13 protein-coding genes and 1 riboswitch are annotated in these 13,203 nt (G+C 26.5%); of the genes, 3 read left to right on the top strand and 10 right to left on the bottom strand.

Annotation, left to right across the window (positions count from 1 at the left end; genetic code table 11):
- Positions 1 to 41: 41 nt before the first annotated feature.
- The 4 genes from B3603_RS08335 to nrdD form a co-directional block, all read right to left on the bottom strand.
- Positions 42 to 347: a nucleotidyltransferase family protein gene (locus tag B3603_RS08335; protein ID WP_291563199.1), complete on the bottom strand. Its 306-nt coding sequence runs from the start codon at positions 345 to 347 to the stop codon at positions 42 to 44.
- Between the two features lie 2 nt (positions 348 to 349).
- Positions 350 to 751 (bottom strand): nucleotidyltransferase substrate binding protein, encoded by a 402-nt coding sequence (locus B3603_RS08330; RefSeq protein ID WP_291563195.1) that lies wholly within the window; start codon positions 749 to 751, stop codon positions 350 to 352.
- A 266-nt stretch (positions 752 to 1,017) separates the two neighbouring features.
- The gene (nrdG, locus tag B3603_RS08325; protein ID WP_291563192.1) at positions 1,018 to 1,530 is read right to left on the bottom strand and encodes an anaerobic ribonucleoside-triphosphate reductase activating protein; all 513 of its coding nucleotides are present in this window, start codon (positions 1,528 to 1,530) and stop codon (positions 1,018 to 1,020) included.
- 295 nt (positions 1,531 to 1,825) lie between these two features.
- Entirely contained in the window at positions 1,826 to 3,949 is a 2,124-nt protein-coding gene (gene nrdD, locus B3603_RS08320; protein WP_291563189.1) for an anaerobic ribonucleoside-triphosphate reductase, read from the bottom strand.
- 338 nt (positions 3,950 to 4,287) lie between these two features.
- On the opposite strand from nrdD, the gene B3603_RS08315 reads away from it, so the two are divergent.
- The gene (locus B3603_RS08315) at positions 4,288 to 4,488 is read left to right on the top strand and encodes a cold-shock protein (RefSeq protein ID WP_291563184.1); all 201 of its coding nucleotides are present in this window, start codon (positions 4,288 to 4,290) and stop codon (positions 4,486 to 4,488) included.
- A gap of 226 nt (positions 4,489 to 4,714) precedes the next feature.
- On the opposite strand, the gene B3603_RS08310 is transcribed toward B3603_RS08315, so the two are convergent.
- Positions 4,715 to 5,815 carry a GGDEF domain-containing protein gene (locus tag B3603_RS08310; RefSeq protein ID WP_291563181.1) on the bottom strand — a complete coding sequence of 367 codons (1,101 nt, stop codon included), beginning with the start codon at positions 5,813 to 5,815 and terminating at the stop codon, positions 4,715 to 4,717.
- 230 nt (positions 5,816 to 6,045) lie between these two features.
- Here B3603_RS08310 and B3603_RS08305 point away from each other — a divergent pair, with 230 nt between their 5' ends.
- Both B3603_RS08305 and thiT read left to right on the top strand, forming a co-directional pair.
- A complete protein-coding gene (locus tag B3603_RS08305; RefSeq protein WP_291563178.1) occupies positions 6,046 to 6,225 on the top strand; it encodes a S1 RNA-binding domain-containing protein in 180 nt (59 codons plus the stop codon).
- 55 nt (positions 6,226 to 6,280) lie between these two features.
- A riboswitch (TPP riboswitch) is annotated at positions 6,281 to 6,381 on the top strand.
- Between the two features lie 187 nt (positions 6,382 to 6,568).
- Complete coding sequence (gene thiT / locus B3603_RS08300) at positions 6,569 to 7,198, top strand: energy-coupled thiamine transporter ThiT (RefSeq protein ID WP_291563175.1); 630 nt, start codon at positions 6,569 to 6,571, stop codon at positions 7,196 to 7,198.
- Between the two features lie 22 nt (positions 7,199 to 7,220).
- On the opposite strand, the gene B3603_RS08295 is transcribed toward thiT, so the two are convergent.
- The 5 genes from B3603_RS08295 to rnmV all read right to left on the bottom strand — a co-directional run bounded on the left by B3603_RS08295 (position 7,221) and on the right by rnmV (position 12,596).
- Positions 7,221 to 8,033, bottom strand: a complete 813-nt coding sequence (locus tag B3603_RS08295) for a hypothetical protein (protein WP_291563172.1) — start codon at positions 8,031 to 8,033, stop codon at positions 7,221 to 7,223.
- A 104-nt stretch (positions 8,034 to 8,137) separates the two neighbouring features.
- Positions 8,138 to 8,716 carry a hypothetical protein gene (locus B3603_RS08290; RefSeq protein ID WP_291563169.1) on the bottom strand — a complete coding sequence of 193 codons (579 nt, stop codon included), beginning with the start codon at positions 8,714 to 8,716 and terminating at the stop codon, positions 8,138 to 8,140.
- 347 nt (positions 8,717 to 9,063) lie between these two features.
- On the bottom strand, positions 9,064 to 10,860 hold the full coding sequence (locus tag B3603_RS08285; RefSeq protein ID WP_291563166.1) for a hypothetical protein: 1,797 nt from the start codon (positions 10,858 to 10,860) through the stop codon (positions 9,064 to 9,066).
- A gap of 349 nt (positions 10,861 to 11,209) precedes the next feature.
- Entirely contained in the window at positions 11,210 to 12,052 is an 843-nt protein-coding gene (gene rsmA, locus B3603_RS08280; RefSeq protein ID WP_291563163.1) for a 16S rRNA (adenine(1518)-N(6)/adenine(1519)-N(6))-dimethyltransferase RsmA, read from the bottom strand.
- Positions 12,033 to 12,596 carry a ribonuclease M5 gene (gene rnmV, locus B3603_RS08275; RefSeq protein ID WP_291563160.1) on the bottom strand — a complete coding sequence of 188 codons (564 nt, stop codon included), beginning with the start codon at positions 12,594 to 12,596 and terminating at the stop codon, positions 12,033 to 12,035. The genes rsmA and rnmV overlap by 20 nt, the downstream gene beginning before the upstream one ends.
- Between the last annotated feature and the right edge of the window lie 607 nt (positions 12,597 to 13,203).

Here is a 13,203-nt window from a genome sequence, read left to right as displayed (position 1 = left end):
ATTAAGACTACTTAATTGCAATTAAGTAGTCTTTTATACTCTTATTTTCTTACATATATTTCTTTACCAACTTTGTCTATATGCTCTTTTAATTTTTTATTGGATATTTCATTATAATTTATGATATCAAAAAAATAGGGTAATGGATATATTTCATTAAGATATTCATCTAATTGAAGTATTGTATCTTTAGTAATATTATTTCCCATAATAACCATATCTACATCTGAGCCTTTCTTATAATTTCCCATAGCTCTACTTCCAAATATAACGGCTCTTTCAATTTCTTTAAGTTTACTCATAGCTTGTAAAATATATTTAATATCTCTATCTAATAAACCAAACATACTTACAATTCCTGTGATAGTTTATCATACATTTTTTTTAATTCTGGGAAATATAATTCTTTAATTTCTTTTACCATATTATCTGCTAAAGCTTCGTCATAAGTATGAGTTGTTAAATTTCTATTTGAAAGGGCGTCAATCCATATATGACCATTATCTATTAATCCTATTTGGAATGCTTGCTTTATTGTTTCTCTGGGGCTTTTTACCATAAACTCCTCAGACTCTAAATAATCTTTTAATACCTTCCAAGCTAGTTCAAATGTCATCTCGAAAAACTGAATCATACCAGCTTTCTCTAACTCTGTTTTTATTTCTTCTTTAGAGTATTTTTCCATAAGTTTATATGATTTTTCAAAGTTTTCAAATCGTTGCCTCCATCTAATATCTTTTAGATTCTCCAAATTAATTCACCTCTATTATTTATGATATCTTAATTTTATTTCTTACTAAAAATTGTATATTATAGATGCATATTTTGTAAAGCTAAATTATACCTATATATTATTACCTATATATTATGTAAAATTACATGCTACTATTACAATCACTTAACATATTTTTAGGTTTTGGTTATCTTTATTTATATATGACCTTTGCATAAGTACGTTAGAAATAAAGAAATATACCTAAATCCAAAATTACACCTCTTAAACTAACTATATAACTTCTAGTATTCTTCGAATATAATAGTTTTTCCTTTTGATAAACTCTCTTTTACATCCACTATTCTTTGATTTGATGATCCTCTATACTTTAAATTATCATCTTTTTTACTAATATCAAATTTTCCATCTACAAGTACATCAATATTTTCAATTAATTCTCTCAATCCTACTTTTTTATCACTATTATTTAAAATTTCTTCAAAGGTATATCCTGTATAGCACCATATATCTTTATTTAATTTCTTAACTTCCTTCGCTATTTGTGAAAAAGCCTCTGCTTGTTCTACAGGATCTCCTCCACTAAAGGTAACTCCTTTAATTAATGGATTTTTCTTTATATCACTAATAATATTATCAATATTAAAAGCTTGACCATCGTTAAAGCTATGAGTATGAGTATTAAAACAACCTTTACAATTATGCATACATCCTTGAGCAAATAAAACTCGTCTCATACCTGGTCCATTGGTTAAACTTTCATGTATTATTCCTGCTAATTTTACCGTTTTATTCATTTAATCACCTATATACTTATAATTTCTGTCTTTCCAAATTGTTTATATATCTTACTAATAATATAATTTAGTCATTAATTTTAACTTTATTTTTTCATTTAAGTAATCTTAATAAATATTTTATCATAGATAAAAGTTACTAAACAAATATACAATTAAAGCTTTTTATAGACTTAAATATTGGAAATAAGCCTTCTTAAAACAACTATTCTGCTATATCTTGTTTCTAGTTAAAAGCAAGACATATTAATTTTAGAAATTAAAAGCACCAAGAAATATTCCTTGGTACTTTTAATTATTTATTATTTATATTATAAACTTTTTTATGGTCTTCTGTATGAGAAATTCTATCTTCTCTCTCATGATATTTTCCTGGCCCAAATCTTTCATCTAGACTTAAATACCCTGTTACTCTAGATACACCTTGAATGTTTGTACTTCCACAAGTTGTACATTCAAACTTTTCACTATCCAAATAAGTACCACATTCTCTACAATATTTTATATGAAAATTAATTCCAAGATAGCTTATATTGGTATTTTCATAGGCATACTTAATTATATCCATTATATTGTCACCATTTGGGTAATCATCAACCTCTAAATAACTTATATGGCCTGAATTACAAAGTTTATGATATGGTGCTTCTATATGAATTTTATCTATTATAGATATTGGGAATCCTACAGGTACGTGATAACTATTTGTATAATATTCCTTATCCGTTACCCCCTCTATTTCTCCAAATATCTTTTTATCTTGTAATATAAATCTTCCACTTAATCCTTCTGCTGGTGTTGCATAACAACCCCAATTTAAGCCAGTTTCTTTAGTTAGCTTATCTGTAAAGTTTCTTATAAAAGTTATTATTTCAACCCCTAAGTTTCTTGAAGCTTCATCTTCTCCATGATGCTTTCCAGTCAAAGCCACTAAAGTTTCAGCAAGTCCTATAAAACCTATAGCAAATGTACCTTGCTTTAATATTGGTTCAATTGAATCATCTTGTGATAATCCTTCTGATCCCTTTAAAAGTCCTTGACCTGCAACAAAAGGTAAATCTTTTATTTTAAGCTTTTTAAGTACATTATATCTATGCATTAATGCTTCACTTGCTTGTTCTAATCTATTTTCTAGTAGTGAGAAAAACTTTTTCACATCACTTTTTGCAAGTATTCCAACTCTCGGAAGATTTATTGTAGTTGGTGCTATATTTCCTCTACCTTTTGTGCCTGGCTCTCCATTGCAATTACTCATTACATAAGTTCTACATCCCATAGTAGCTGGTACGATTCCTTGATCATAATAAACTTTATTAAAGTCAGAATCTATATTCATGAAAGTAGGATTCATTCTCTTACTAGCTACTTCACATGCAAGCTTAAATAGATAGAAATATGGATCATCCTCTTCCCTATTTACACCTTTTTTAACTCTAAATATTATATTAGGAAATATAGGTTGTTCTCCACGACCTAATCCTTTTTCGTATTCTTTTAAGAATATTTCACATATAAGTGCTGCATCTTTACTTTGAGGTATTCCTATATTCATAGAAGAAAAAGGAACTTGACTACCTGCTCTAGAATGCATTGTATTCAAATTATAGACAACTCCCTGCATGGATTGCTCTATTATTCTTCTTAATTTTTTTTCTACTGCTTCTTCTAATACTTCTTCTGATATTCCTAACTCTTTTAATTCTTTTCTTATTTCTTCTCTTGTTGGTTCTACAAAAGTAGCTAAGTCATTATCAAAATCTGCATGGGATTGTCCTCCAAACATATCGTTTTGAGTAGATTGAAGTAATATACAAGAAAGTTCTGCTGCTGAATCTATACGTTTAGCCTTTCTTAAATAACCATATCCAGTATTAAAACCTCTTTCTAAAATTTCTTTAGTAGGGATATGCAAGCAGTTTATAGTTAAATTATAACTATCTAAATCGTGGTAGTATAAATCTCCATTTTCATGGGCTTTTGATAGGTGCTTAGGCATAGTAGATAAGTTATACCATTTATTAGATTCACTAGCTATTCTGAGTAGTTTAGAACTAAAATTGTTTCCAACATTAGCATTGTCTCTATCAGTTTCTACTCCTATTCTTTCTATAGCTTTCATCAAATCAGATTTTATTTCTCTAATTCTAGTTCTCTCTTTTCTATAATTTCCATAAGCAACACCTATAGGCTTATGACCATTTTCAAGTAAAGTACTCTGTACTATATTTTGAATTTCTTCTACTGTTAATTCTTCTACATTTAAATTCTCTATTCTTTTTATTATCTTTTGAGTTAACTCTATTTTTTCACTTTCTAGTAAATTATAAGATATTTCCTCTGCTGATCCTTTAATAGCATTAGTTATCTTAACAGAGTTAAATTCAACCCTTCTACCATCTCGCTTAACAACATATAGCATAAATTACCCCCCTAAAACACAACATATTGCACTCGGATAATTATACTCTACTAAAAAAATTATATCAATTTATAAAAATATCTATGAAAATGGACTATGGTTTATTAATTACATTTAACTTGTAATTGTTCCTTTTTTCATGTGGACATCATAATTGACATAAAGATTTATTTAAAATATCCATTAATCTAAAGTATAAAACTATCTAAAAATGCTCAAGCTATATTTATAATGAAAATTCAATGTTAACTATAGCCATATTAAGCTTAAACTTTATTATTATAGTAAATATGGTACAATCATAACAAGTGAAATTTTTTTATTCAGGAGGAATTTAGATGAAAACAGGTACAGTTAAATGGTTTAATTCTGAAAAAGGATTTGGTTTTCTATCAGTTGAAGGCGAGGAAGATGTATTTATTCATTTCTCTTCAATTCAAGGAGAAGGATACAAAACTTTAGAAGAAGGTGACAAAGTACAATTTGAAGTTGTAGAAGGTTCTAGAGGACCCCAAGCAGCTAATGTTGTTAAGTTATAATTTAGCTTATATAATTAAATATTTTTATTTCTTTATAAACAGCTACACCCTTCACATTATTATGAAGGGTGTTTATAGCTTAAGTAATATTCAAAAATTAACTAGTCAGTATACTAGTCTACTTTTCATCACACTGAGCCGTTAGAACTTAATGATAGCTTGAAGCCTCTGAGCCTGTGTGATGCAAAATATATGCCTACCTTTGACTAGTTGTTTTTTCATATGCCTAAACTATTTCTTTATTAAACTTTTTATACTTATACATCTTCTTATCTGCACTACAGATTATAGTCTTAAAATCATATTTTTCTCCTCCAGCTATTTCAAAAATTCCGTAACTAAAATCTAAAGTATAGTCTTGTTCTCTATGATTTTTACATATCTCTCTCAAATTTTCCATAATTTCAATTGCCTCATCTTCTCTACACTTATCTAATAATATTAAAAATTCATCTCCGCCTAGTCTACCATATAAATTATTGCTATTGATATGAGATCTTAATGCTTGAGAAAATCTTATCAATAACTCATCACCTATAGTATGTCCATAGTTATCATTGACATATTTAAAATTATTAATATCTATAAAAACTATAGAACTTGTATAGTTTTTATTATAAAATTCGTTAAGATAATATTCTATTATCTGTTCTAAATAACCTCTGCTATAAAGGCAAGTCAGACTATCATAAGTTGCTTTTTCCCTTAATTTTCCTTGAATCAAATGACTTCTAACTGCCAATCTAAATTCATTCAGTATATATTTTACTGTTCGTATATCTTCACTTGAAAAAGCCTCTTCTATAACAGTACTATCTAAATTTAATATTGCAGTTAAAACTCCATCTAAATATATAGGTGCACTTAAAGTATTGTGTATATTTAAAGATTCTGTTGAAATAAGTATATACTTTTTTGAAGGATCCATATAAACTTCATTAAAATTTCTAGGATTTTCTATTATTGCAATATCCTTAAAATTATTTATTTTATGAAGATATATTTCCTCTTTTTTTAATATTATTTTTTTTAAATCATCAGAATATCCATGAAGAGATATAAACCTAAATTCACTTCCATCTTCTGTTATTTTAAGTAAGCTACCTTTAGACGCCTTAGGTACCAATTTTATAGCTGTATTTAATATTAGATCATAGACCTCTTTTTCATTTTTAAGGGAAATTATCTTTTCACTAACAGCATATAGAACTTCTTTTCTTTTTTCTCTTTCTATTAAGCTTTTTTTATAGCTATATATTATGCAACCCTCTATAACACATATTAGTGTTAATACCCCAGCCAACGTTACTAGTAAATTATTTGTCAACATATTAACCCCACTTTTTAACATATATGTTTATTCTTAATTATACAGAATAATTGTGAATATTTGCTATAAAAAAGATAAAAATAATATATATGAGTATTTGTTTTGTAGAAAAATAATTTAAATTTTATATTTATGTAAGATTTTTGAAAATTGTTTTGTATATCTTTAAATTAAATCTATTTATTAGTCTAATACAAAATTTATAATACAGTTGAAAGGGTGATTTAATGTTTGGCAAAGTAATAGATATGAACAATACAGATGCATTTGTAGAACTTACAGAGGGTATAACTATAAATGTATCTGTAAGCAAACTCCCTAATCATATAAAAGTCGGTGACAAAGTAGATGTATCTTTTTCTAATTCTTCAACTATGCTATATAATAAAATAATAGATTTCCTATAATTTTTATTGTGTTTTCTTTAGTTACATAATATAATGAAATTGTAGTAAAAACCTAATAAATTGCTAGGGGTGCCTTATGGCTGAGAGATGAACAATTCATTAACCCTTGTACCTGAACTGGATAATGCCAGCGTAGGAAAGCGTCTATATTAAAATGGAAATTAATATACCTTATGCCTATATTGGCATAAGGTATTTTATATATTTAGCACTTTATAATATGCAATTATTAGATTTATATTTCTTTAATATACACTTTTAAAAGTAATTTTATTTTTAACATATATTTAAAGCATCTTTGATTTATTATTTTAGATGTCTAAAATAAAAGGGGGGTTCAACTATGTTAAATGCATTACAAGAAAACTTATCAAAAATTTTAAGTAGTAGTACTACAATTTTTACATTAATAGGAGCTCTAATAATAATTATTGCTTTTACAAAAATTAAAAAAATTAAATTTTCTACATCCATGATAACTCAAATTGGTGTAGCTTTAGGTGTATCCCTAGCACTTAGCTTTATAAAGCCTTTTAATGCACCTTATGGTGGAAGTGTTACTTTGGGAAGCATGGTTCCAATTATAATTATTTCCTATATTTATGGCCCTGTAGTTGGAGTTTTAACTGGATTTTTAAGAGGAGTATTAGACTTTATAATTGGTCCAGCTCAGATACTCCATCCTATACAAATATTATTTGACTATGTGCTACCATTTATGGCAATAGGTCTTTCAAGCTTAATTAAGAATAATAAATTATTAGGGACAGTTTTTGGTACCTCGCTAAGATTTGTATTTCACTTTATTTCTGGCTTTATATTTTGGTCAGCCTATGCACCAGAAGGTATGTCTCCTTTAGTATATTCATTCTTATATAATATTTCATACGTATTCTTTGATGGGTTAATCTGCGTATTAATACTAGCAGTTCTTCCTCTTGAAAGATTACAAAGAGAATTTAAAAGAGCCTAGGGAACTCCCTAGGCTTTTAAATTTAAAAATCATCTGGTTTTTTTTCGTATATTCCTATTTTCCATTCGCCTTTTTCATATTTATTAACTACATAATAGTTAGTTTCATACTCACCAGCATGTCCCTTAAAAGTAATTATCGCTTTATATTTTGTAGAAGTATATCCTTCAGTATTTATATTCATTACTATATCAAAACCTTCTACCTTTGCATCCTTCACTAAAGTTACATCAGACATCTTATTAAACCTTTGCTCAAAGTTCAATAAATCAGTAGATAAAATAAATTTTGACATTTCTAAATCTGAACTCATATTAATTCCTATTTTAGGATTGTCTTCTTTACTCTTTTTATACATGTCGACTGCTTCGTATATTGTATCATAATAAACATTTTGAAAATCTATAGGTTTTCTTATATTCCAGAAATTTTTAATTATGTCATTATCAAGTCTTTTTGATACTATATAGTTTTTATCATCATTATAAAAATTTGCACCATCATTTTTGTCTAATCCAGCAATATAGTTGAATTTATGAACCTTATCAGGTCCTTCATAAATTTCAAAAATATAATCTGCTTCTAGTGGACTTTTTGTATCAACTTCTTTAGCACTTGATAAGATTTTATATATTTCCTGTGCTACTCCAACATCAGTAACAGTAAATTTATAACTTTTATCTCTTGTACTTTGAATAGTGATTTTAGTTGCTCTTTTTTCTTTCATAAATTCAAAAGCATTGTTATTGCTCTTTAGCATACTACAACCAGTAAATATAAATACATTTACTAGAAATATTAATAATACCGTTGCATACTTCTTTAACTTATACACAATTTTCCTCCACACTATAAAATTAATAAAAGAGAAGCTTATGATACTTCTCTTTTATTTTTTATATTTTTAATTATAGTACTTATATGATATTAAATCAAATATTAATTGGCTTTAAAAGTCTTCATTATATTTTCAAATATTATAGGAATATTTTCTTTGTGACTTTTATCTTTTATATAGAAACTTGATTTTATTTTATTTCCATTCAAATTTAAAAAATAATCATATGTTCTATAAAAATCTTCTTTAGAAAGAGAAATATTATATTGCATTGAATAAACTTCGTCTTTCCCTATGTTTAACTTAACTAGTTTATAATCATCAATCCCTATATCCTTTATATGTTTTTTATTTTCCTTAATTATAGACTGTATGTCCTCATTTTCGTCCCAAAGTTCTATATGCCCTTTAATTATATTGTCATCAGAAATAAAATCACTATGATATTTAACTTTTTCATTGTTTACTTTAGTCTCACTATTAATCCAAGATTCAGGTAATCCATAAGTAATCTTTTCTTCTATTTTATATGTCTTGAAGGATCCTATATTATTTTGAGTCAATGTAGCAATTTTTAGCTTTTCTTCAAAGTAATTTCCAAGGCCAATTATTAAAACCATAAGACCAACCATTATAATGGCTAAGCCAGTTTTTCTCTTATTTATCGTTAATACCTTCATCAAATTTTCCTCCATAAATTATTATTAATATAATATATGAGTGCTAATATTAAATTATTAGAAAAGATTGTAACTTTATTAAATTTTAGCTATATCTTAAGACTTATAAAATAAATACTTAATTAAAAATTAGAAGAATATTTTGTATCATATAAAAAGCTACCCTCTACGTATTGAATTGTAATATACATAAAATATTACAATTCAATATGTTTTAAAATCTTAACAAATTATTTTTCATATGTAAAATAAATGTATTTACTAATTTACTCAATATCAAAAATTTGTTGATACTAAACGATAATAAAAAATGAAGGGAATTTTTCCCCTCATTTTATTTTTTTATATTATCTTTTAACTGGTACTACTACTGTAGAATTTTTAAAATCATAGAACATTAGCCAATATCCCATTTCTGTATCATGCCTATGTGGCATCCATGCTACAAATCCTGTCTTTCCTCCATATGGTTGATCAGACTCAGATTTTTTGCCAGGTAACGCATATACGATATATTTTAAAATTCCATTACTATCATACTTATGACCTATCATAAAATGCTTATGCTTTGCAATATAAGGATAATAACAAATCATTGGATAATAAATCACTGTATACTTTTTATAATCATGCATGCAATACATTTCTTCCATTTTTTCAACAGGAACTTTATACCACACACAATTTTTAATATCATCATATTTATCCATTTTTTCAAACTCTTTAACTATATCTTTAAAGAATTTAGTCATCATATTCTTCATGTCTTTTTTGTAGTTATCATCTTTATTATACATTTTTTCATGTTCTTCATAATAAGGATAACACTCATGTTTCATTTTGTGATCATAATCTTCTTTCATATGCTCATAATGCTTTTTCATTTCATGATCATACTCTTTATTCATATATCCATAGTCTTTTTTCATATGATCACAATCTTTTTTCATGTGATCGTAATATTTATTTATATGATCATAATCCTTTTTCATATGATCATAATGTTTATTCATATGTTCATGATCTTCCTTCATATGGTCACAGTCTTTTTTCATATATTCATATTCTTTCTTCATTTTATGATCGTGATCTTTTTTCATGTGATCACAATCTTCCTTCATATACTCATATTCTTTTTCCATGTAATCGCAATCTTTTTTTATTTTATAATCATAATGCTTGTTCATATACTCATATTCTTTTTCCATGTAATCACAATCTTTTTTCATTTCATGATCGTGATCTTTTTTCATGTGTTCACAATCCTTTTTCATTTTGTGATCATCACAATGCTCTTTTTCCTTATGATGTTCTTTTTTCTCTTTATCATCATGTTTATCGTGTTCATAATCTTTGCACTCATGCATTTTTTCTTCTTTCTTCTCTTTCTTCTTCTCTTCTTTTTTATATTCTTTCTTTTCTTCTTTCTTATGATCATCTTTTTCTTTACATTCACAATCAGACTTATGTTTTTTCTTTCTCATTTCTTCATCTAATTCAGAGTTTTCGATATCTTTCTTAACAGTAGCTATATTTTCTTCTATATTACTTTCCTCTATATTAATTTGTGCTATATCACTTTCTTCTATATTACTTTTTTCTATGTTACTTTGTGCTATATTACTTTCTTCTATATTATTTTCTTTTGCAGCTTCTATTTGTTGCTCATATTCATCAAATTTAACTTCTCTTGGCATAGGTTTCATATCTTCTTCCGAAATAACCTCATATTCCTTCCAATCCTTAGATACATCTGAAGTAATAAATCCATGCATTGCACATGTGATTTTGCTACCATCAAACTTAACAATGGCTGCTCCTGCTATTTTATCAGCACCTATACCACTATTTGCTATATTATCCATGTCATATTCATAAGTAACATCGGCTCTGCCATAATCATCTATGTTCATTTTAGCTATTTTCATTATTTTTTTAGTATCTTTCTTATCGCAAATAAGTACCATATAGCAAGGTCCTTTTTGTTTATTCATGTTTTGAACATAATATGACAATTTACATTTATTATTTTTCATTTCTAATTTAGCATAACCTGATGGAGCTTTATCTTGGTCTAAAGAATATCCTTTTTCATCTTCTTGCAATATAATAAAGAATCTACTATAACTTTTTTTAGGTGTCACTTCACGTTACCTCCATTTAAATTTATACACTATAAATATATGAGAGGGAACTTTAAAAAATGATAAAAACCTATACAAGATAAAGTTTAAACTCCTCCCATTTTGTCTTATAGTAGATTATATTTATACTTATTAAATAATATTCTATTTAATGTTAAAAACATTTAATTTTTAACTAGCTATTAATTATGAAAAATACCTCTTCGCTTTCTTAAAATATTTTTAGTCTTATACAAGTAATCTCTAACTAATTATTTTTTTTCAAATATTTACAAATTCTTTTAAAATAAAAAAATCATTTTTACTAACTAAATTTTTAATTAGCAAAAATGATTCTTCAAACTAATTTTTAATTCTTTTTTTCTTCTAATATATTATTACTTAATGTAGCAAACTCTTGTATCGTTAAAGTTTCTCCTCTTCTATTAGGGTCTATACCTGCCTTTTCAAAAGCCCTTTGCAGTTTCTCTTTATCCATACTTAAGTTTTTCATTCCATTCCATAGTGTCTTTCTTCTCATATTAAATGATTGACGTATTATATTAAAAAATAATTTTTCATCTTCTACATCTACAGGAGGCTTATTTAATTTATCCAATCTTATAACTATAGAATCAACCTTAGGGGATGGTATAAAGCATGATGGTGGCACTCTTCTTATTATTTTTGTATTACAATAATATTGGACTAATAATGAAAAAGCTCCATATTCTTTAGTACTATGCTCTGCATCTATTCTTTCCGCAACTTCCTTTTGAATCATTATAGTTAAAGATTTAAAATTATAATCACCATTTAATAGATTAACTATAATAGGAGTTGTTACATAGTATGGAAGATTCGCAACAACTTTTACGCTCTGTTCATCACCTATAAGCTCATTATAGTTTACCTTTAAAGCATCTTTATGTATAAGTTCAAAATTGTCATATTCTTTAAGCTCTTCTTGTAGTATAGGTATTAATTTATCATCAAGCTCAATACTAGTTACTTTTTTAGCCTTTTTTAAAAGTTCTTTAGTTAAGGTTCCTACACCTGGCCCTATTTCTATAACATAATCTTCCTTTGAAATCTCTGCTCCATAAACAATATCCTTTAAAACATTATCATCAGTTAAAAAATTTTGTCCTAAACTTTTAGTAAACTTAAAACCATACTTATTCACTATATCTTTAGTCGTTAAGTTTTCCATAATCCATCTCCTTATCTATTTTTTTAAGTGCTTCTACAAACTCTTCTTTAGATATACCATAGTTATTTAATCTAGTTACAAATTGAGATGCATTACAATATCCTATGCCTAAAACTCTACCTAATGCATCTCTTCTTTCTTTAGATTTGCTATCCCCTGTAAGCTTAAAGAAGTACATATCTTGAATATCAAATTCTTTTCGAACTTCTTTCATTTCACACTTAGCATTTTGTAATGCTTTTATTATAGTTTCCGGTGATGCATTTTCAACTCCTATATCCCCATCTTTAGTACCTTCTTTTTGACTTATATATGCATGTTTAACATTGGGTACTCTTTTCGCTATTATCTTTCTTATTTTCTCTCCAGCAAAATCAGGATCTGTGAGTACTATAACTCCCTGCCTTTTTTGTGCTTCTTTTATCTTATTTATTATACTTTGATTTATACCAAATCCACTTACTGCTATAAGCTCTGCATCTACAGCTCTTTTTACAGCAGTAATATCATCTCTTCCTTCTACAACAATAACTTCTTTAATCATCTGCTCCTCCAATATATTTCCATATTCCTTTATGTCATTTATAATTTTCTTCTATATATTTATTAATGTCAACTGAAAGTTATATACAAATTTAATTTATATAAAAAACTATATGTAGTCGTTGGGTGGGTATTATCTCTATTATATGTTGAAAAATACTTTTTAATATAAAAATAAGCTTTTAATTCTCAGTTATACAATTAACAATGAAGAATTATTGATACTTTTCCTTTATGGAAGAAGTTTTTAATTGATTTATTTTTAAAGTGACATAGTCACTTCTATTAAAAGATCTATTTAAAGAAATTAATTTACAAAATTAATTTCAACTATAATTGTCAATTATCCATTCTTAATTCTCTATTGATTAAACTGTTCCCTAGCGGTGGAAAAACTAGCAATTGTATTGCTAGTAAAAAAATCAGTTAAAGAAATTAATTTGATAAAATTAATTTTCACCTTCATTCTTCATACTTAATTCTTAATTTTCAAAAGTTGTCCATCGTCAATTTTCCATTGACTAAGTTGTACATTAGTCTTTAAGGTAATTTATCTACATATATTCTAGCTCTATATAAATTCTGACAAGAAAAAAATAGGAGCATAG

Source organism: Clostridium sp. UBA2485, from assembly GCF_002341865.1.
Taxonomy (GTDB): Bacteria; Bacillota; Clostridia; order Clostridiales; family Clostridiaceae; genus Clostridium_J.
Note: the sequence above shows the minus strand (reverse complement) of the source record. Positions and strands in the feature narration are given on the sequence as shown.